The 19,596-nt window shown below is 35.5% G+C and carries 21 protein-coding genes and 2 other annotated features (1 of these 23 only partly in view); of the genes, 13 read left to right on the top strand and 8 right to left on the bottom strand.

The window, feature by feature from the left end; translation table 11 throughout:
* Positions 1-64, bottom strand: a binding site (T-box leader) (it extends 164 nt beyond the left edge of the window).
* Positions 65-114: 50 nt separating this feature from the next.
* Positions 115-343, bottom strand: a binding site (T-box leader).
* 221 nt (positions 344-564) lie between these two features.
* Positions 565-3,312, bottom strand: coding sequence for a S8 family serine peptidase (locus FOT98_RS05230; RefSeq protein ID WP_063260770.1), 2,748 nt, complete (start codon positions 3,310-3,312; stop codon positions 565-567).
* A 298-nt stretch (positions 3,313-3,610) separates the two neighbouring features.
* On the opposite strand from FOT98_RS05230, the gene FOT98_RS05225 reads away from it, so the two are divergent.
* Positions 3,611-4,849, top strand: coding sequence for an eIF2A-related protein (locus FOT98_RS05225; protein ID WP_063260771.1), 1,239 nt, complete (start codon positions 3,611-3,613; stop codon positions 4,847-4,849).
* Positions 4,850-4,890: 41 nt separating this feature from the next.
* On the opposite strand, the gene FOT98_RS05220 is transcribed toward FOT98_RS05225, so the two are convergent.
* Both FOT98_RS05220 and FOT98_RS05215 read right to left on the bottom strand, forming a co-directional pair.
* Entirely contained in the window at positions 4,891-5,013 is a 123-nt protein-coding gene (locus FOT98_RS05220; RefSeq protein WP_000071861.1) for a DUF4023 domain-containing protein, read from the bottom strand.
* Between the two features lie 69 nt (positions 5,014-5,082).
* Complete coding sequence (locus FOT98_RS05215; protein WP_063260772.1) at positions 5,083-5,421, bottom strand: hypothetical protein; 339 nt, start codon at positions 5,419-5,421, stop codon at positions 5,083-5,085.
* A gap of 171 nt (positions 5,422-5,592) precedes the next feature.
* Between FOT98_RS05215 and FOT98_RS05210 the strand changes: the two genes are divergently transcribed.
* The 3 genes from FOT98_RS05210 to FOT98_RS05200 all read left to right on the top strand — a co-directional run bounded on the left by FOT98_RS05210 (position 5,593) and on the right by FOT98_RS05200 (position 7,514).
* Positions 5,593-6,195, top strand: coding sequence for a phosphoglycerate mutase family protein (locus FOT98_RS05210; protein WP_061677256.1), 603 nt, complete (start codon positions 5,593-5,595; stop codon positions 6,193-6,195).
* A gap of 18 nt (positions 6,196-6,213) precedes the next feature.
* Complete coding sequence (locus tag FOT98_RS05205; protein WP_061677258.1) at positions 6,214-6,750, top strand: hypothetical protein; 537 nt, start codon at positions 6,214-6,216, stop codon at positions 6,748-6,750.
* 263 nt (positions 6,751-7,013) lie between these two features.
* Positions 7,014-7,514 (top strand): DoxX family protein, encoded by a 501-nt coding sequence (locus FOT98_RS05200; protein WP_063260773.1) that lies wholly within the window; start codon positions 7,014-7,016, stop codon positions 7,512-7,514.
* Between the two features lie 41 nt (positions 7,515-7,555).
* On the opposite strand, the gene FOT98_RS05195 is transcribed toward FOT98_RS05200, so the two are convergent.
* Together FOT98_RS05195 and FOT98_RS05190 are read right to left on the bottom strand one after the other, a co-directional pair.
* Positions 7,556-8,440, bottom strand: a complete 885-nt coding sequence (locus FOT98_RS05195) for an alpha/beta fold hydrolase (RefSeq protein ID WP_061677262.1) — start codon at positions 8,438-8,440, stop codon at positions 7,556-7,558.
* A 15-nt stretch (positions 8,441-8,455) separates the two neighbouring features.
* Positions 8,456-9,289: a GNAT family N-acetyltransferase gene (locus FOT98_RS05190; RefSeq protein WP_063260774.1), complete on the bottom strand. Its 834-nt coding sequence runs from the start codon at positions 9,287-9,289 to the stop codon at positions 8,456-8,458.
* Between the two features lie 261 nt (positions 9,290-9,550).
* On the opposite strand from FOT98_RS05190, the gene FOT98_RS05185 reads away from it, so the two are divergent.
* Both FOT98_RS05185 and FOT98_RS05180 read left to right on the top strand, forming a co-directional pair.
* A complete protein-coding gene (locus FOT98_RS05185; RefSeq protein ID WP_000714923.1) occupies positions 9,551-10,936 on the top strand; it encodes an alkaline phosphatase in 1,386 nt (461 codons plus the stop codon).
* 54 nt (positions 10,937-10,990) lie between these two features.
* Positions 10,991-11,458 (top strand): hypothetical protein, encoded by a 468-nt coding sequence (locus tag FOT98_RS05180; RefSeq protein ID WP_063260775.1) that lies wholly within the window; start codon positions 10,991-10,993, stop codon positions 11,456-11,458.
* 76 nt (positions 11,459-11,534) lie between these two features.
* On the opposite strand, the gene FOT98_RS05175 is transcribed toward FOT98_RS05180, so the two are convergent.
* A complete protein-coding gene (locus FOT98_RS05175) occupies positions 11,535-12,185 on the bottom strand; it encodes a GTP pyrophosphokinase (protein WP_001978618.1) in 651 nt (216 codons plus the stop codon).
* Between the two features lie 337 nt (positions 12,186-12,522).
* Here FOT98_RS05175 and rpmG point away from each other — a divergent pair, with 337 nt between their 5' ends.
* Together rpmG and FOT98_RS05165 are read left to right on the top strand one after the other, a co-directional pair.
* Complete coding sequence (gene rpmG, locus FOT98_RS05170; protein ID WP_001265617.1) at positions 12,523-12,672, top strand: 50S ribosomal protein L33; 150 nt, start codon at positions 12,523-12,525, stop codon at positions 12,670-12,672.
* 72 nt (positions 12,673-12,744) lie between these two features.
* Positions 12,745-14,238: a YcdB/YcdC domain-containing protein gene (locus FOT98_RS05165; RefSeq protein WP_063260776.1), complete on the top strand. Its 1,494-nt coding sequence runs from the start codon at positions 12,745-12,747 to the stop codon at positions 14,236-14,238.
* A 54-nt stretch (positions 14,239-14,292) separates the two neighbouring features.
* Here the strand turns inward: FOT98_RS05165 and FOT98_RS05160 are convergent, their stop codons facing one another.
* Positions 14,293-14,523 carry a hypothetical protein gene (locus tag FOT98_RS05160; protein WP_063260777.1) on the bottom strand — a complete coding sequence of 77 codons (231 nt, stop codon included), beginning with the start codon at positions 14,521-14,523 and terminating at the stop codon, positions 14,293-14,295.
* Positions 14,524-14,780: 257 nt separating this feature from the next.
* On the opposite strand from FOT98_RS05160, the gene sigK reads away from it, so the two are divergent.
* Together sigK and FOT98_RS05150 are read left to right on the top strand one after the other, a co-directional pair.
* Positions 14,781-15,494 carry an RNA polymerase sporulation sigma factor SigK gene (sigK, locus tag FOT98_RS05155; protein ID WP_000051382.1) on the top strand — a complete coding sequence of 238 codons (714 nt, stop codon included), beginning with the start codon at positions 14,781-14,783 and terminating at the stop codon, positions 15,492-15,494.
* Positions 15,495-15,784: 290 nt separating this feature from the next.
* Positions 15,785-16,573 (top strand): phosphatidylserine decarboxylase, encoded by a 789-nt coding sequence (locus tag FOT98_RS05150; protein WP_063260778.1) that lies wholly within the window; start codon positions 15,785-15,787, stop codon positions 16,571-16,573.
* A 148-nt stretch (positions 16,574-16,721) separates the two neighbouring features.
* Here FOT98_RS05150 and sda read toward each other — a convergent pair whose 3' ends face one another.
* Positions 16,722-16,877 carry a sporulation histidine kinase inhibitor Sda gene (gene sda / locus FOT98_RS05145; protein WP_000853283.1) on the bottom strand — a complete coding sequence of 52 codons (156 nt, stop codon included), beginning with the start codon at positions 16,875-16,877 and terminating at the stop codon, positions 16,722-16,724.
* 247 nt (positions 16,878-17,124) lie between these two features.
* Here sda and FOT98_RS05140 point away from each other — a divergent pair, with 247 nt between their 5' ends.
* The 3 genes from FOT98_RS05140 to aroE are packed head-to-tail and all read left to right on the top strand — an operon-like array spanning position 17,125 to position 19,596.
* Entirely contained in the window at positions 17,125-17,637 is a 513-nt protein-coding gene (locus tag FOT98_RS05140; RefSeq protein WP_000765309.1) for a YqeG family HAD IIIA-type phosphatase, read from the top strand.
* A gap of 3 nt (positions 17,638-17,640) precedes the next feature.
* Complete coding sequence (gene yqeH / locus FOT98_RS05135) at positions 17,641-18,747, top strand: ribosome biogenesis GTPase YqeH (RefSeq protein ID WP_000140794.1); 1,107 nt, start codon at positions 17,641-17,643, stop codon at positions 18,745-18,747.
* A gap of 15 nt (positions 18,748-18,762) precedes the next feature.
* Positions 18,763-19,596, top strand: a complete 834-nt coding sequence (gene aroE, locus FOT98_RS05130; protein ID WP_063260779.1) for a shikimate dehydrogenase — start codon at positions 18,763-18,765, stop codon at positions 19,594-19,596.

The raw sequence follows: 19,596 nt of genomic DNA, 5'->3' as shown, positions 1-19,596 counted from the left end.
ACCGACCATTAGCTCTCTGTAACAGGGATATAAGATACTACTGCGATTCTTTCAACGCGTATATATGAAATTGTGTAAGAGGTTGGACGCAAAAAAGTCCCTATCGGAAAATCCGATAGGGACGATAAAAATCGCGGTACCACCCTATTTGTAAACAACTAATTGTTTACCACTCACTTTACGATAACGGAAAGATCCGTCTTTCTCTTCATGCATAAAAAGCATTACGGGAAAGAAGCTCCAGAATTGTAATTCACGCTTGTATATGTACTGATTCGCACCAACCATCAGTTCTCTGAGACAGTGATATAAGTCGCTACTAGTATTCCTTCAAAGCCGATATATAATTCGTTCAACTAAACTATGTTTTGTATTATAAAACTATATTAAAAAAATTGTCAATAAAAATTTTTTATCCCATGTTAATGAGCGGTAAAACTCCTACCTCAAAATTCGGTGGGAGTAAAGAAGTTAGATGGGAGACTAACTACTCGTGAATCCCGATTGGTGAAGGCTAATAATCAGTGGGGGATGAATAAAATCCCCACTGATTAAAGTTTCACTTTATTTTACTTCTAAATCAACATTTAAATTAGTTGTATTTCCAGCTGCATCTGTTGCAACAATATGAATTGTATTCTTTCCTTGTTGTAATTGATTACGATCGAAATAAATTTCGTAGTTTTTCTCCCAAGTGTTTAGGAATGCACTCTCCCATACACCATTTCCGTTAATCTCATATTGCATTCTCACTGGAATACCAGGTGCAATCCAACCGGATTCTGTCATCCAATCTAGTAGAATATCGTCAACTTTCCCTCTAATTATAAGGTTTTCTTGATCAACTTCGTGCGTTAACTTAGGTGCTGTTCGGTCAACAAACACAGCTCCTGTTTGCTTTGTTTCTCCACCAGAGTTAGAAGCAACAGCTTCGATTTGGTATAAGCCATCAGGCAACGGTGATCCGTCAGTTCTTGTACCATTCCATTTGAAAGATTTATAACCTGGTGTTTCGTTTTTACCTTGATATACCGTGCCTTGATATGTCACACGGTCTTTCGTAATTAAATTGGCATGAAACGCTATATCTTCAACTGGTGTAACTAAATAGTAATTGATTAGGTTGTCATCTAGTATGTTGTCATTATTTGGACTGAAAGTAGAATTAACGATTTCAAGGCCATCAATACGCTTGTATTCTTTCGGATCGATGCTGAATGTAAATGGAATACGCATTTCTTCAGTTTTCCCTTGCTCTTTTACATACAGATTCCCTGTATATACGCCTTGTGGTAAGGAGCTATCTACAGTAATAGTAAAAGGTTTTTTAATATTACTATTCGGTTTCAAACTAATTGAAGAAGGGAAAGAAGTCTGGATTTTTGTTTTTGTATCTAATAATTCAATACGGGTTGAAAAGTTTTTCTTTTTGTTAGAAAGATTTTCTAACGTAATATTTTGTGTTAGTTTCAGTTTGCCGCTATTCGGTTTAATAAGACCGAAGCTTACGTTGTTCGGTTTCACTAACGCATCCGTTTGAGCTGCTTTCGGAATGTTAATTAAACCTGATCCTTGTGCCATGACAGGATATGTATTTTCATTGACATCCTTTAATGTTTTTGCAGTGTTGGCAAGAGCAGATTTCAATTGTTCTGTCGTCCAATCAGGATGCATTTGACGTAGTAAGGCAACGGCTCCTGCTACTTGTGGCGCAGCCATACTTGTTCCGTTGTGAGATTCATAGCCGCCTCTTGGTACAGTACTAGTAATTTGTACGCCAGGTGCAACAACATCAGGTTTTATGAGCCAACTTCCTTGTGATGGCCCTCTTGAACTGAAGTTACCAATCAGTTCAGTTTTATTTGGTTGTCCAATCTTTATATTTTTCTTTCGTTTTGTAATTGAATTTTTCAACTCTTCGCCATTTATATTTGATAGTTGCATAACTGGAAGAGCTATATCTTCACGTCCAAAATATTCGGGCATAATATTAATTTCTTTTTCGTTAGAAATTAATAGCACGCCGAGAGCGCCAGCTTGCTTTGCTTGTTCTGCCTTTACTAACGTGCTCGAAGTTCCTTGTAAAACAAGGGCGAACTTACCTTTCACATCTTGTTTAGCGTAATCGCTTGAATTACCGTAGCCAACATAGACAAGCTGAGCATCGTTTCCAACTTGGAAGTCCGCTTTTGATAATGGTAATCCTTGATAAGATTTATTAGAACCAGCTACTTGGAATGTTGGGAATGGAATAGAAACAGTAGATGCACCAACAGAGATGACGCTACTCGCGTTACCAGGAGCATCAACAGACCAAGGTTTTGGTCCATCATTTCCATTTGAAACGACTGCAGTAACACCAAGCTTTGCTGCACGTTCTAACGTCATTGTTACAGGTTGATCAGGAACATTCAAATCTTGACCGAGAGATAAATTTAAAACGTCAGCGCCATCTTGAATCGCGCGCTCAATACCTTGAAGAATATCTTCGGTCGTACCAGTACCGCTATCATTCATTACACGATAGGCTAGAATAGACGCATTTGGAGCAACGCCTTTAATTTTTCCGTTACCAGCAATAATGCCAGCTACATGAGTACCGTGTACGTTGCCATCCATTGGATCGTTATCCTCATCGACAGTATCATAACCACCGATATAATTTGCTTGTAAGTCAGGATGTGTATAGTCTACGCCAGAATCAATAATAGCGACTTTCATACCTTTTCCATCAAGCGGTTTGCCAGATGGATCTTTTAAATTCCATGCTTCAGGTGCACCGATTGTCGGTCCGCCGATATTTGGCGCTTCTTCTTTAGTAGCGCTTTTTGCTGTTTCATGCAATTTATATGTTAAGTTCGGATAAACAGCTTTTACTTCAGGCAAAGAAGCTAGAGCAGCAACTTGATCTCCTGGGACAGAAATAGAGAATCCAGAAAATAACGTACTATACGTTTCTTTTATTTTTGCTTTTGGTGCTTTTTCTTTAATTTTCTTTGTAGTATCCTCTTGTGCCTTTTTTAGTTGTGCATGGTATGATTGCACATTTCCATTTTTTAAATCTGGAGCATGCTGAATGTTACTTTGTGAAGCAAGCGGAGCATGTTGTAATTCTACAATGACTGAAATTTCTTTTGATGTTTTTGTTTCAACATTTTGCGCGATTTTGTTTTCTCCCCATTGCTCAATATTTGCCTTTAACTGTGGACTAAATTGCTTCTCTTTTTGCAGCGATTCAGCATGCGCGCTTAAAGCTCCAAAACTAGAAAAGACAAGCGCCATACTTAATAGTGCAGATGTAGTTTTTTTCATTGAAACTCCCCCTAATAAAAAGTGCCAATATTCCGAAAAGTTATCTTACATTTTTGTTATGAAATATAACATTGAATGTTGGCTAAACTATACTTTCGACATAATTCATACCAATCCTCTTTGAATTAAAAATTTCTTGGGAAATTTTTTGGTATTATGTCGAATGGATAATATTCAGTGTGGGGAGGCCCCACCCTTACTGGGCATAAATCCACAACAATTGTGCAATGAATCTGGAGTAAAATTCGCATATAGTAAGCGGAATATGAGGAATGCTATAAGAAAAATGGAGGGACGTATGAAAAAAATTATCGTGAGTAGTAGTGTGGGTTTGTTTATTTTTCTATCTTCAGTTTTTAGTACTAGAGCGGAACATAATGAGATGAAAGTTGCTTTCATTCGTCATCATGACCTTTGGATTAAAATTGATGGGAAAGAAAAACAAATAACAAAAGGCGAGTACATAACAGGGCCGAAATGGTCCCATGATGGAGAATGGCTTGCCTATGCTAAAGGAAAGAAGCAAAACACCTTGGAGTTGTACCAACTGGAAGATGGAAAGAAAGTTAGGCCATCGCAATCTGAAGTATCGAATTATCAATGGTCACCGAAAGAGAATATAATTGCATTTGTATTTATGAATACATTAAATACGTTTGATGTCAAAAAAAAGAATACAGATTTTGAAAATGTATCAGCGGGTGTAGGTGATTATGCATGGTACCCTGATGGAAAGAAGTTTCTTGTATCTTCTGAAGCACACATACTTCCAACAGGATGGACAGGAGCCCAGCTATATGAAGTGCAACAAGATGCACATATGAATCCTCACAAAATGAAGCATTTGTATGCATTACCAAATGAACATGATGATTTTCTAGCGCTAGTTGCAAGTGGGTTTGAGTGGTCACCAGATCAAAGGTGGATTTCATTTTTAGCGGTACCGACAGCTTCATGGTCAGCTGATAGTAATACGCTTTGCTTAGTTCGAGCAGATGGCAGTCGGTTTGAAAAAGTAGATCAAATGTTATTAAACCCACAATGGTTCAAATGGGCGCCATCCAACAATATATTAGCTTATATTGAAGGGAGCGGGAGAGTTGCGTTAGAGAATAAACATTTAAAAGTAAAAGAACTGCCGGCACTTCAGCAGAACACATTTACGCCGAAAGGATATGTCGATTGGGATTTTGTATGGAAGAATGATAAAGTAATTATCGTTTCACGGGCAAAAGAGGCAGGGATAGAAACTCCGCAGGAAAAAAGGCCACTGCCATCTTTATATGAGATCAATCGTACAAGCGATAAACAACAGCAAATCACAAAGCCACCTCATAAGCAAGGTGATTATCATCCGATTTTTATGAAGAAGAGCAATCAATTAATATGGATACGTTCAGACCGTAAGAAAGCCAATGTATGGCTTGCTAATAGTTATGGAAAACAGGAAAAGAAGTGGATTGAAAATATAGACGTGCCAGAATGGTATTATGAGAAATGGAGCTGGGAAAATGTTATCTCGGTGAAAGAAGAATAAAAAACGTGCCTAAAAAATGATTTTAGGCACGTTTTTTATTGTTATTTATGAGTTTTATTCGGCTTTTTCTTCGCGGGGTTCCCGTTTCCCTGACGCTTTCTGTTTTGCTCATCTTTTGCTTGTTTTTCATGCAGTGTATCTAAAAAATCATTCGAGTTACTCATTTTTATATCGCTCCTTTCATTTCGTCCTAATTACTATAACCATTTAGGAGGATAATCATGAGGTAAAAGTTAAACGCTTAATTTTCTTCGATAGTATACGTAAAATATGCCATACGTAATAAATAGCATAAATAAAATTTGTAACTCAACATTTTCTTTTAAAATAGTTGAGATAGAAGATGGTAAGTAAGGTGATGTATCGCTCGTTCCTATACCTAACCATTTGTTTAAGAGGTTAATGGTACAAAACATAAAAACACCAGACCAGCTTGCAATAATTGCCTTCTGTTTAATTTTTGTTTCACGTTCATCATCTGTAATCCAAGGATTAGCAGTTTTATCACTACTAAAAAATCCGTTTATATATCCCCATATAATCATTCCGATTAAGATAGTTATCCATTTCATATTTGTGATTCCCCTCTCTCTTGTAAAAAGTATTTTACATATATGATTGTAATATTTCCAAATTGTTTGTGTCAAATCTTTTTTACATATCGTTTTTTCTTATAGCAGGAATAATGGATGAGATAGGGAAGGAATTATGTTGAAGGATTTCATAGAGAGAGGAGGATGAGTATGAAACTCGTCTTTGTTCGGCATGGAGAAGGTGAACATACAAAAGATTTGCCGTCAACTTTACAAGTATTGCATCCATCATTAACGGATGAAGGAAGGAATCAGGCTAAATTACTTCAATGCAATGTGCCATTGCAAGAAACGGATATATTAGTTGCCAGTCCTACAATTAGAACTTTACAAACGGCGACAATATGGAGTGAGAAGGTATCTTGTCAAACAATTGTTCATCCATATGTATCCCCACGTATTTTTCCTTATCGAGAAGGAGCGAAAACATTACCATGTGATCACATAGTAGATCAGGAAATGATAGCAAATTTATTTCCACATTTTTTGATAGAGAAAAGCACAAATAAGCAGTTATGGACGGAGGGTATAAATATTATTTCAGAGAGTAGCTTTCAGCAAATAGTAGATGAATTTCTTCTTTGGTGTTATGAGCTAGGTGCTGAAAGAATTTGTATTGTATCTCACGACGGGACGATTACAGCATATAGGCAATATTTACAGAAGGTCGTTTTAACTAGATCAGACTTTTTGCAAGAAACGGGTATATATGAAATGGAGGTATCCCTTAAAAGTTTGATTGATGAGATTTAATGATAGGATGGAGGGTATATGTTGAATGTTGCACTAGTAGTTGGCTTTAACTCTGATTTAGAGGCGCAATCAATCCGGGCATCACTTGAATATTTTGGGGCAAAAGTTATAACATACTGGATTGGTAGACCGAAAGAGTTCATCGATATTCTTTCTGGAAAAGGTTTATATAATGATATCAATTATGTTGTCTTTTGCTTTCATGGTGAGGAAGGAAAGTTTGTTATGGAAGAGTTGGGTGAAGATATATATGAACAAGATGAACCGAGGGGATACTTTGGTGCTGCAGAAATTTATAAATATGCAAAATTGCATAATACACATATTGTAAATAGCGGGTGTACGTTAGGGGATCGAAAACTAGCAGAATCTTTTTTACGTAGTGGAGCGAAATCGTATATTGGATCGATAGATTATGTAGATGGGAATGCGGCACTTATGTTTACAATACGCTTATTTTATGGGCTTATTAACCATGAAAAAACGATAGAAGATGCTTTTCAAGAGGCGATATTAATCGATGAGGAGACACGTACATTTCAATTCTATAAATAGAAAAAACGCCTTTATTTTATATTCGAATAAAGGCGTTTCACATTTAACTCACATTTTTTTTACAATTTCTTCAATGAAAATGATTATCACCTATGGTATGATATGTTCAAGTTTTTACAGGTAAAAAAAGTTACTATATAAACGTTAGTTTTTAATGTTTCATACACATGTCACAAATTATTCGTAATTAACATTTTAAAAATAAGTAACTAATGTTATTATATTATCTGTAACTAACTTAATTACAACTTTAGGAGGAAGATATGGTTATTCAATTTTTAAGAGAAAACAAAGCAGTTTCTTTTGTGTTAGCAATAATTCGAGTATATCTTGGTTACACATGGTTAATGGCTGGAATCGGTAAACTACAAGGAAAAGGATTCGATGCAACTGGTTATTTACAAGGTGCAATTGAAAAATCTAAAGGAGCACAACCGGCTGTTCAATCTTGGTGGGCATCATTTTTACAAGATTTCGCAATTCCAAACGTTGATCTATTTAATTCACTTGTAACGTGGGGAGAAATTTTAGTTGGAATTGGTTTAATTGTAGGCTGTTTAACAAAAACAGCGGTCTTTTTCGGCCTTGTAATGAACTTTTCCTATATGCTTAGTGGGTCAATTGGTGTAAACCCTGAAATGGTTATCCTATCAATGTTCGTTCTGGTCTCTAGTATGAATGCTGGTAAATTTGGAATAGATGGTTTCGTTATTCCGAAAGTACTAGGATCAAAAACTCAAAAACGCCAAAAGCAAGCTGCTTAATATATGAAAGCGGGTATCTCAAAATGAGATACCCGCTTATGTTATTTTTCAACTTTGATTGGATTGTTCTTAAAGAATTCTTTTACATAACCTACAAATTCTTGTGGCTCTTGACGAAATGGTGCATGGTAACCTTTTTCGATAATATGGAAAGTACTATTTTTTAAGAATTGATGATACGTTTCTCCTTCTTTCCAAGAAACGCTACTATCATTTCTTCCCCATATAATTAAGGTTGGTTGTTTCATTTCATTTGCATTGATTTGAAGACGTCTAGGCCATAATTTCATTTTATTGTAATGCTCTTCATCATTACGTTTAAATTTCACTTTACTTTCATCATAATCTGCAATAGCAGAGACGGTATTTAAATCAGTGGACAACTGTGGTTTTGGTGAACCTTGTTTATTAACGAGTGTATGCGGACCGCCTGTAGCATCAGTTAAAATAAGGTGAGTAACGGCTTCGGGGTATAAATATGTTAAATTAAGAGAAATTTCTCCGCCCATTGAGTGTCCTAGTATTGCAAACGAATCATAACCTAATTTTTTCATTAATTTATAATACAAATTTGCATGGGCTGGGAAAGAATAATAAAAATCCATCGGCTTAGATGAGCGCCCGAACCCTAAAGCATCTACAGAAATAATTGTATGATCTTTCGCTAAGTCTGAATAAATTTTTTGAAAACCATCCGAAGATCCTCCAAATCCATGAATCAGAAGTAAAGGTGGTTTTTCATTACCGATCTTTTTAAAATAAATGGTTTGACCATCTATTTCCACCATCTTTTCCTCGGTAGCTAGTTTCGCTGTAAGTGTATTTTTAACTTGTTTTACTTGTTCTACTGGCTTTTCTGCTGCACTACATCCTACTAATAGTGTAAGAGTAAGACAACCTACCATAAAATAGCTAAATCGCTTCAATGAGGTGTCCCCTTTCTAACATAACGCTGTATCTATCATAGCAAATAGCATATTACGATTTCCAGGAAGTTGGCTACCATTTTTTATCATAAGAGGTGAAAGGAGCGTTTCTTGGAAATTTTCTGTTTGAAGAAATTGACGAAATGAAAATTGTGAATGTGGGACATCAATCCTTACTGTGCCACTCCAGCTTTCACAGATTCTCTTGAATAATTGAATAGCATCCTTCTCTTGCTTTGCGATAAGTGGATTGACGCATAATATATTACCTTTTTGTACACATAAGGAAAAAGCTTCTATACAGTTATTTCTCTCAATTTTAAAAGAGTGGCTCGTTCTTGGTAATAGCGATGAGTAAAGTAAGGAACGATTAGCACCAGTTGTAATTTGATCGAGAGAAATAAGTGAGACAAGATCTTGTTCTTTCACTTGTTGTGTATGAGCAATATGTGTCTTAGTAGTTTGTTTTTCGAAACGATGAATCGTCGTGACAGTTTGAAATCCGCACGATGTATAAAGAGGCTCGCCAGCCTTTGTTGCAATAAGTGCAATTGGTTGTTTTGGGTAGGTGCGTTCTAAGCAGCGATTAAGCAACATACGCCCGATGCCCTGGCCTTGAAAATTAGGATGGACGATTAACATACCAATAGTAGAAAAACTATCTTTAAAAGGAAATACTCCTCCAGTTGCAATCAGTTTATTTTCATGCATATAACCGATAAGTGTGCCAAGAGAAAGGTACATTTCGAATTGTTTTTTCATAAATGTTTTATCTTGTAACCATCCAACAGCTTTACAAAGGTCGAGTAGATCAAAAATAAAAGATTTATCTAGCTGTATTGTTTTCATAAATGTTCACCACGTTTCTATTAATTTTCATGAAAGTAGATTGAAAATGTTAAATAAGAGATTTATGTTACATGAAATCCAACTTGTTTATATTTTGATTGTAAAGGGGAAGATGGTTGATATGAAAAGACAAAGTTATACAAATTATAACTGATATTTACATAAGTTAACAAAAAATTTACATATAACTAATTTTCTCTTAACAGTATTCTATTAAATTTGATAGTGGGAAATGAATAACCTAATTAGGGGGACAAGACAGTGAAAAAGTTTGTGAAAAAAGCATGGCCATTTGCAGTTGTGGCGTCGTTAGCAGTTACTTCGGTGGCAACATGGAATTTTACACGTTCTAGTGAAGTAAATGCAGATGAGAGCGGAAGCAATGCAAAGATTAAAAATGTTATTGTGTTAATTGGAGATGGTATGGGTCCTTCATACATGACGGCTCATCGTTATATGAAAGATAATCCAAAAACATTCGAGATGGAATCTACAGAATTTGATAAGCATCTTGTAGGAACACAAAAGACATATCCGGAAGATGAACATGAAAATATCACAGACTCTGCATCAGCAGCAACAGCTATGTCAGCAGGAATTAAAACATATAATGCGGCAATTGCAGTTGATAATGATAAAGCAGAAGTGAAAACTGTTCTTGAACAAGCGAAAGAAAAAGGGAAATCAACGGGACTTGTTGCTACTTCTGAAATTACACATGCAACACCAGCTGCTTTCGGTGCGCATGACATTAGTCGTAAAAATATGGACGCAATTGCAAATGATTATTTTGATGAAAAAATTAAAGGGAAGCATAAAGTAGACGTTATGCTTGGCGGCGGAGTAAATAACTTTGTTAGAAAAGATCGCAATCTTACAGAAGAATTTAAGAAATCTGGTTATAGCTATGTAACAGATCGTAATCAATTGTTAAATGATAAAAATGATCAAATTCTAGGTTTATTTGCACCAGGTGGTTTAGATAAAATGATTGACCGTACTGATAAAACACCTTCATTAGAAGAAATGACAAATGCAGCAATTGAGCGTTTGAACAAAAATAAAAATGGTTTCTTCTTAATGGTTGAAGGAAGTCAAATCGACTGGGCTGGACACGATAATGATATCGTGGGTGCAATGAGTGAAATGGAAGACTTTGAAAAAGCATTTAAAGCAGCGATTGAATTTGCGAAAAAAGATAAAAATACATTAGTCGTTGCAACGGCAGACCACGCTACTGGTGGATTATCTTTAGGTGCGAATGGTGAGTATAACTTTAAAGTAGATCCAATTAAAGCTGCAAAACGCACACCAGACTTCATGGCAAACGAGATTGCAAAAGGTGCAAATGTAGAGGAAACATTGAAAAAATATATTGATTTACAATTAACACCAGAAGAAATTAAAGCGGTAAATGATATTGCTCCTTCAAAAGATGTAACAAAGATTGATAACGCGATTGAGGATATTTTCAATAAGCGTTCGGTTACAGGATGGACGACAGGTGGACATACAGGGGAAGATGTAAACGTATATGCATTTGGTCCAGGTAAATACTTGTTCTCTGGCGTTCAAGAGAATACAAATATCGCTAAACGTGTCTTTGATATTGTTGGCGGTGGTGATCCGAATAAAGGAAGACGCTAATTATAAATGAAAGTGAGGCGAAATGCCTCACTTTTCTTTTTAGGGGATGGAAAGATGAGAGCTTTTTTCAGGGGGATAGGATCCCTTCTAATAGGTACATTATTACTAGGTGGGTGTCAATCCAAGGAGAGTCATATAGAACAAAAATCTACTACTACAAAAATTGAGGAAAAGGTACAAATAACGAAAGAAGAAGAGAAATCGATTCAAGATGTTATGGAGACATTTGTACGGACGACAAATGAAAAAAATCTTGCTGAACATATGGACTTATTCTCAAAGAAGATGCCTAGTGCTGAAGACTTAAAAACACAAAAAGAAGCAGCTTTTCAAAAGGGGAATAAGAAAATTGAATTGGAACATATAGATATGAAAGCTAGTAAAGCAGGGTATGTTGTTGTTGAGACAAAGGAAAAAGAAATAGAGGGCGAAATCACCCTTCAGAAGAAAGTACAGTATGCACTTGGAAAAGAAGAGGATGGCTGGAAAATTGAAGAGGTTCGCACGATAGAGAAGAAATAAAGTACAACTTTAATCAGAGCGTCTTCCTGCCTGTAAATAGCGAAATAAAAAAGGTTCTCATTGGCGAGAACCTTTTTTAAAGTGGTAACATAATTTGATTTGAACATGCTTCGATATCATCAATATCTTGGCGGATTGTTGCCATTTTATTATCGAGGTCTTCAGCTTTCATTGCTGCATCATGTAGTTCATCTTTTAAATACTCAGGTATTTTCCCTTCATACTTATAGTAAAGTTTATGTTCTAAACTTGCCCAGAAGTCCATTGCGAGCGTACGTAACTGAATTTCTGCAAAGACTTCTTTTGTACCAGAATTCAGTGATAAAGGATATTTAATAATCATGTGTAAACTTTTATAGCCGTTTCCCTTTGGATTAGCGATATAATCTTTTACCTCTATGATTTCCATGTCTTCACGCTTTTGAATGACTTCTTTTAAATGATAAATATCTTCTACGAAGCAACATGTAATACGAATGCCGATGATATCTTGTAAATGCGTCTGCGCATTTTCAATTGTCGGTAATAAATTTTTACGCTCAAGTTTTTTAATAATACTTTCAGGTTGTTTTAATCTTGTTTTTATATGTTCAAACGGGTTGTAATCCTCTAAAAATTGGGCTTCCCGGTTCATAATTTCAAATTTAGTTTTTAACTCTTCTAAAGCAAATGTATATGGTAGTACAAAAGCTTTCCAGTAGTTAACTGTTGATTGATTATATTCCATTTATATACACACCTTTTCCTATTTACAAGTGAGGTTGTTATTATACTAAATACCAAAGCATATAAGCGCAAGCGGCAAATGATGAGATCATAAAACGATATTTAGTTTTCATACTTTCAACTCCTTTCGAGTAAGATTCTATATGAATAAACGTGATTGTTAATAAATTCACTATGTACAATTCCTATAGTAATAGATTCGTGTGAATTTCGTATGAACTAATTGTTTCAGATTTTTGTCTTTTTTTATAATTGACAAATGGAATAAAGTTATATAATGTATAAATCGTAATCATTACGTTTTGGTTTGCGATCTTTGAAAGAAAGGAGAATGACATATGCGTGTAAATATTACACTAGCTTGTACGGAGTGCGGTGATCGTAATTATATTTCTAAAAAAAATAAGCGAAATAATCCAGAGCGCATCGAATTAAAAAAATATTGTCCGCGATTAAAGCGAGTAACGTTACATCGTGAGACGAAGTAGAAGACTAGAGATAATCTCTAGTCTTTTTTATTTGTTATAATTACCTTAAATTGTAATAAGAGGAGAGGTATGATGAATCAAAAAGATAAAGCAAGAAAAGAGCAAGTGGCTCATATGATTGATATTCCAGATGATTATAGGCTTGTTGTAGATGATCAAGAAGGCGTGGATGACCCGTATCATCTATTATGGTGGGAGCATAAAGAGGATGAGGAGAGAACGATACAAATTACGTTGAATAGACATACTGGTAATTTAATTGAATTTAGTATAGATGATGAAAATTCTTTTTCGAGCGATATGAAAGCACTAGAGGAGAATAAAGCAAGAGAGATTGCAAATGCATTCTTAAAAAAATATTCAAAAGAAGGATATGAGTTTTATACATATGAAACGGTTAAGGACTGCAGGCGTGGTCGGAAAGAAGTAAATTATATGCAAGAAGTGAATGGCTACCCATTGCCGAATACAGGGTGTGTTGTGCAAGTTCATCCTTCAGGTAATGTTGTGCATTTTCGTTATAATGGACAAAAAGCTATCGAGAAAAAACCTTTATGGCCAAGTGAAATCGTTGAAGAGAACGTCGTTTTAGAAAACTTGAAAGCTAGACAAGATATGAGACTTGTATTTGTGGATTTAACACACTCTTCATGTGAGTATGAAAATGGAGAGGAAGTAAAAGGGTACCATCTTGTATATGAACCAGAGCCTAGTCATGCATCTATTAATGCAAGTACGGGAGAAGATTTATTTGGACCAGAACATTATAAATTACCGCCGACAGTAGCGGTTGAAAAACCGAAAAAAGGTAGCCGGCAAGATGACATATTCGAATTATTTGATTGGGATAAAGAAAGGTTTACAAAAGTAGCTGAGACGGAAAATGATGATGAAATAAGGATGAAATTTGTTCCGAAAGAGGAACTGCAGAAACAGAAAGAAGAAAAGAATCCCTATTTAATGAATGAATTCTTTAAGAAGCATTTAACGATGTTAAAATATAATAATTTTGTTTGCATTATGATTGATAAATCTACCAATGGATTAACTGGTTTTATAAAACTGACAGACGATAAAGAAGTAAAGCAAATATTGTCTAGAGAGGTATGTTTACAAAAAGCACTTCAATTTTTGGAACAAGTTATTCCAGATGTCACACAATATCTACGTCTTTGGGAAGAACGTGAAGAAGCAGAAGATGGGATTGAAAGATTTATCTTTTCCGTATATGTGAATGGTATTCCAGCAGAGTGTAAGCAATTTATGGTCAACATCAATACAGAAAATGGGGCTGTGATGCATTATTCAGGAGAATCTAGCAACTTTATAAAAGAATTACTTACATACGAAACAATACCAAAAGTAACAAAGGAAAAAGCGTTAGAAGTATACAGAGGGGCCATGCGAGTTCATTTGGAATGGTTTTTAGAGAATGATGTAGAGGAAACGAACTACGAATTACTGTATAAACAAACGACAGATGAAAATTGTAAAGAACCTTTCGAGTGTAGTCGAGAAATTCGTTATATTGATGCGCATACTGGAGAGGGAATTTGGAGTAAATAAGTCTTTAAATAGGGAAAAAGGTCTTCGAGGGAAGACCTTTTTTAGAAAGAACGATTATTTTTCATAGGTATCAATTTTGTATAACCACTTCTGTACACTAGCAGGTGGTCCGTCTGTTCGCCACTTGGTTGTACACATTCCACAAGAACAGTGGACTTTTCCTTTTGCAAAAATACCGGCAATTTCAGGCGTATATCCCCAGGCATGTTTTACGATATTCATCTTTCGGCGCATTGTACGTTGACGTTGGTGTCTTGTATAAGCACGTGTTCTTTTAAATTTCATATTTGTAATCCCTCCTTGTAGTACAAGCAGCTTGCAAGAGCGTACAAGGAGTTCATCTCTTACAAGCTACTCAGGTACAAGAAGGTAATAAAATGTTTCATATTTTATCCTCCTATCTGTTGTTTAAGTATCGTAGCAAAGCTTTGTGAGACAAGAATTATGCTTAAAAAGATGTTGGAATGATATCGTACAGACACAAACAACCTCACGCCCACATACACATAATAAAGACCACTATTTTGGCGGAGGTGAAAGGTTTGAGTCTATTCGCCGCAATTGGATATATGGTTCGAGAAGTGTTTGTCTTTGTTTCTTATGTGAAGAATAATGCGTTCCCGCAGCCGTTATCGTCAGACGATGAGAGAAAGTACTTAGAGTTAATGGAGCAAGGTGATGCTCAAGCGAGAAATCTGTTAATTGAACATAATTTACGGCTTGTAGCTCATATCGTTAAAAAATTTGAAAACACAGGGGAAGATGCAGAAGATTTAATTTCAATTGGTACAATTGGGCTCATTAAAGCAATCGAGAGCTATTCGGCAGGAAAAGGCACAAAACTTGCGACGTATGCAGCACGCTGTATTGAAAATGAAATTTTGATGCATTTACGTGTACTGAAAAAAACGAAAAAAGACGTTTCACTTCATGATCCAATCGGGCAAGATAAAGAGGGGAATGAAATATCGCTTATTGATATATTAAAATCAGAGTCTGAAGATGTAATTGATATGATCCAGCTTAGTATGGAGTTAGAAAAGATTAAAGAGTATATCGATATTTTAGATGAACGAGAGAAAGAAGTAATCGTGAAGCGTTTTGGACTGGGGCTTGATAAGGAGAAAACACAACGAGAGATTGCAAAGGCACTTGGTATTTCCAGAAGCTACGTATCAAGAATTGAAAAGCGCGCTTTAATGAAAATGTTCCACGAATTTGTAAGAGCTGAGAAAGAGAAAAAAGCGAAAGAATAATGTACATTACAAGCAGCCTTATTTTAAAATGGGCTGCTTTTCTGTTTGGAAATTAGGGAAGAAAAAGAGTTGTGTTCAGAAGAAATCTATGTTCACTGTTGAAAATGACGGATTCTATCTGTAATATTAGAGGGTGCTAAACAATTTAAGAATAATACCATACTTAGTTTTCCGCATGTATAATATGGCAGTTCTATATGATATGTGGGAATAAGAACCAATTTTACATATGATATAGAAGGAAAAGAAGGGGAAGCTAAAGTTATAGGCTGATTAGGAGGTTTCGCAATTTGCGACGTACATTATATCGACTTATGATCGAACTTACAAATGGTCGTTTTACTTCTTATATATTACGTAAATTTGCACAATCTCGTTTGAGCTCTATCATTATTCCATCGTATGCGAAAGTTTTTCAAATTAATCAAGATGAGATGGAAAAGGGTTTGAAGGAATATAGAACATTGCATGAACTATTTACGCGTAAGCTAAAAGAAGGAAAGCGTAGTATTGATACAGATGCATCGAGTATCGTTAGTCCTGTTGATGGTGTTTTTGCTGATCACGGTCCTATTGAGGACACAAAAACATTTGATATTAAAGGAAAGCGTTATTCAATCGTGGATATGCTAGGTAATGAAGAACGTGCACAGCGATATGCAGGTGGTACATACATGGTTATTTATTTAAGCCCAAGTCATTATCATCGTATTCATAGTCCGCTTTCGGGATCCGTGACTGAAAGATTTGTACTCGGTAGAAAATCATATCCGGTAAATGCAGCTGGTATGGAATACGGGAAAGAGCCATTGTCAAAAAATTATCGCTCTGTTACAGAAGTAAATAGTGACGGTGAACATATGGCACTTGTAAAAGTAGGAGCTATGTTTGTTAATAGTATTGAGCTGCTGCATGAAAGAGACACTGTTCAAAAAGGTGAAGAAATGGCATACTTTACATTTGGTTCAACAGTTGTGTTATTGTTTGAAAAAGATATGATAGAAGTAGTGCAGAATTTGAAGAGTGGACAAGAGCTTCGTCTTGGTGAAAAAATTGCTACTCGATTGGCTCATAAGTAAAGAAAACATTTTATAACTGTAAGTAAGAGTTATGGACAAAGATGCTTAATGATGAAATTCCCTAGATGGGAGTACTTGTTTATTCGAGAGCCATCGCAGGATGGCTCTTTTTACAAGTTAGCTAGTTAAAATTTCACTTTATATGTAATCAAGACGATTTGACAAGCTTGTCCTCTAATGAGCGTCTAATCATTTCTTGTTTTATAAGTAAAATGAAGTCGGGATTTAATTTTAGTTCTTTTGCTTTATAATAAGACTCAGTGAGTAACTCAGTAGATAACTGTTCCATATATTTTGTTTTCAAGGTGAGTCACCTCCTAATAATTTAAGGATTGATTCGTTGTTGCATTTAATGTACCAAAAAAATATGACAGTCACAAACGAGTGGTTATCCACATACCTAGGTGGATAAAATGTGTATAGATTGTTAGTAAATTCCAAATTGACTGAAAAATTAATGTGGAAAATGTGTACAATTTTATCCACAGGTCATATATCGAAATATGTTGTCGAAAAATTTTTATGAAAACTCCTCAAAGAGGTGAAAGAAATTGAAGCTATTTTTACCAAACGAATATGTGAAAAATGTATATCATGTTCAACCAGAAGATTTGAAAAAACGTGGAATTAAAGGTGTTATTACTGATTTAGATAACACGTTAATTGAATGGGATCGTCCAAATGCAACGCCACAACTTGAAGAATGGTTTTTGAAAATGAAAGAGCAAGGCATTCAAGTAACGGTCGTTTCAAATAATAATGAGCAACGTGTGAAAGACTTTGCTGATCCATTAGGTATTCCGTTTATTCATAGTGCGCGCAAACCATTTGTTCGTGCATTTAAGCGTGCGATACAAGAGATGCAACTGCAACCAGATGAAGTTGTAGTAATTGGAGATCAGTTACTAACGGATGTTTTAGGTGGAAACCGAGTGGGACTTCATACGATTTTAGTTGTACCGGTAGCACAAACGGACGGATTAGTAACGCGCTTTAATCGAAAAATTGAACGAAGAATTATGAGAAATATGAAGAAAAAAGGTTTAATTAACTGGGAGGAATAAAGTTTGACTGAAACAATTAAATGTATTGGTTGCGGTGTAGAAATTCAAACAGAAGATAAAAATGAAGTAGGATATGCTCCTGCCTCATCTTTAGAGAAAGAACAAGTAATTTGTCAACGCTGTTTTCGCTTGAAGCATTACAACGAAATTCAAGATGTATCATTAACAGATGATGACTTCCTACGTATTCTAAACGGAATTGGAAAATCAGATGCATTAGTAGTTAAGATTGTAGATATTTTTGATTTTAATGGTAGCTGGTTACCTGGCTTACATCGTTTCGTCGGAAATAATAAAGTATTACTTGTTGGAAATAAAGCTGATTTAATACCTAAGTCAGTAAAACATGATAAAGTAAAGCATTGGATGCGCTATAGTGCAAAGCAGCTAGGATTAAAACCAGAAGATGTCTTTTTAATTAGTGCAGCAAAGGGACAAGGGATTGCTGAGCTGGCAGATGCTATTGAGTATTACCGCGGCGGAAAAGATGTTTACGTTGTTGGATGTACGAATGTAGGAAAATCAACATTTATTAATCGCATGATTAAAGAATTTAGTGATGAGACTGAAAATGTAATTACAACATCTCATTTCCCAGGAACAACACTTGATTTAATTGATATTCCGTTAGACGAAGAATCTTCTTTATATGATACGCCGGGTATTATTAACCACCATCAAATGGCTCATTATGTTGGAAAAGAAAGCTTAAAGCTTATTACACCAACAAAAGAAATTAAGCCAATGGTGTTCCAATTAAATGAAGAACAAACATTATTCTTCAGTGGATTGGCACGTTTTGATTATGTAAGTGGTGGTCGTCGTGCATTTACTTGTCACTTCTCGAATCGCTTAACAATCCATCGTACAAAGCTCGAGAAAGCGGATGAATTGTATAAAAATCATGCTGGGGATTTACTAAGCCCGCCAACACCAGAAGAATTAGAAAATATGCCAGAGTTAGTGAAATACGAATTTAATATTCGTGAACCAAAAACGGATGTTGTATTCTCTGGATTAGGATGGGTTACTGTGAACGAACCGGGAGCAAAAATTGTTGCACACGTACCAAAAGGAGTAAGTGTTTCATTGCGTAAATCTTTAATTTAATATGGAGAGGGATTTATGAAACAATTATATGGTGTAATCGGAAATCCAATTGGACATTCATTATCACCCGTTATGCATAACGATGCATTTGAACACTTGAATATGGATGCCCATTATCATGCATTTCTTGTTAAAGAGGAAGTGCTAGGGGAAGCAGTAAGAGGTTTAAAAGCATTAGGTATTTCAGGATTTAATGTAACAACTCCGCACAAAGTTGCTATTATGGATTATTTGGATGAGATTGACCCGCTAGCAAAACAAATTGGTGCAGTAAATACAGTGGTTCATAAGGATGGAAAATTGATTGGCTACAATACAGATGGAATTGGTTTTGTCCGAGCATTGCAGTCAATTAGTAGTGAACCACTTCAAGGGAAACGTATTTTATTGCTTGGCGCAGGTGGTGCTAGTCGAGCTATTTATTTTTCGCTTGCTGATGTAGGTGTGAAAGAGATTGATGTAGCTAATCGTACAGTAGATAAGGCGAAAGAACTTATTGCTGCGTGTACGGCTACTGTTCATTCTGTTGCTTTATCGTTAGAAAAAGCAACAGAAGAACAAGGGAATTATGATATTATCATTCAGACGACAACAATAGGTATGCATCCACGCGTTGAACATACGCCATTACAAATTTCTTCGTTAAAAAAAGGGACGATTGTATCAGATATCATTTATAATCCATTTGAAACGAAAATTTTATGTGAGGCAAAAGAGCAAGGTGCAGTGGTTCAAAATGGTATTGATATGTTTGTTTATCAAGGAGCGCTTGCATTTGAAATGTGGACAGGGCGTGTACCGAATATAGATAGAATGAAACAATTAGTTATAAGAAAGCTTGGAGGCTAA

The sequence above is a fragment of the Bacillus sp. HY001 genome (assembly GCF_007558965.1).
In the GTDB taxonomy this organism is placed as follows: domain Bacteria; phylum Bacillota; class Bacilli; order Bacillales; family Bacillaceae_G; genus Bacillus_A; species Bacillus_A mobilis.
The sequence above is the reverse complement of the archived record's forward strand: the minus strand, read 5'-3'. Positions and strand labels throughout refer to the sequence as shown.

Bases quoted from the DNA above. Each gene is read 5' to 3' on its own strand.
- FOT98_RS05180 (WP_063260775.1), top strand. From the start codon at position 10,991: ATGAGAGCTTTTTTCAGGGGGATAGGATCCCTTCTAATAGGTACATTA.
- rpmG (WP_001265617.1), top strand. From the start codon at position 12,523: ATGCGTGTAAATATTACACTAGCTTGTACGGAGTGCGGTGATCGTAAT.
- FOT98_RS05175 (WP_001978618.1), bottom strand. From the start codon at position 12,185: ATGGAATATAATCAATCAACAGTTAACTACTGGAAAGCTTTTGTACTA.
- aroE (WP_063260779.1), top strand. From the start codon at position 18,763: ATGAAACAATTATATGGTGTAATCGGAAATCCAATTGGACATTCATTA.
- FOT98_RS05220 (WP_000071861.1), bottom strand. From the start codon at position 5,013: ATGAGTAACTCGAATGATTTTTTAGATACACTGCATGAAAAACAAGCA.
- FOT98_RS05215 (WP_063260772.1), bottom strand. From the start codon at position 5,421: ATGAAATGGATAACTATCTTAATCGGAATGATTATATGGGGATATATA.
- FOT98_RS05160 (WP_063260777.1), bottom strand. From the start codon at position 14,523: ATGAAATTTAAAAGAACACGTGCTTATACAAGACACCAACGTCAACGT.
- FOT98_RS05165 (WP_063260776.1), top strand. From the start codon at position 12,745: ATGAATCAAAAAGATAAAGCAAGAAAAGAGCAAGTGGCTCATATGATT.
- FOT98_RS05200 (WP_063260773.1), top strand. From the start codon at position 7,014: ATGGTTATTCAATTTTTAAGAGAAAACAAAGCAGTTTCTTTTGTGTTA.
- FOT98_RS05225 (WP_063260771.1), top strand. From the start codon at position 3,611: ATGAAAAAAATTATCGTGAGTAGTAGTGTGGGTTTGTTTATTTTTCTA.
- FOT98_RS05210 (WP_061677256.1), top strand. From the start codon at position 5,593: ATGAAACTCGTCTTTGTTCGGCATGGAGAAGGTGAACATACAAAAGAT.
- FOT98_RS05230 (WP_063260770.1), bottom strand. From the start codon at position 3,312: ATGAAAAAAACTACATCTGCACTATTAAGTATGGCGCTTGTCTTTTCT.
- FOT98_RS05205 (WP_061677258.1), top strand. From the start codon at position 6,214: ATGTTGAATGTTGCACTAGTAGTTGGCTTTAACTCTGATTTAGAGGCG.
- FOT98_RS05190 (WP_063260774.1), bottom strand. From the start codon at position 9,289: ATGAAAACAATACAGCTAGATAAATCTTTTATTTTTGATCTACTCGAC.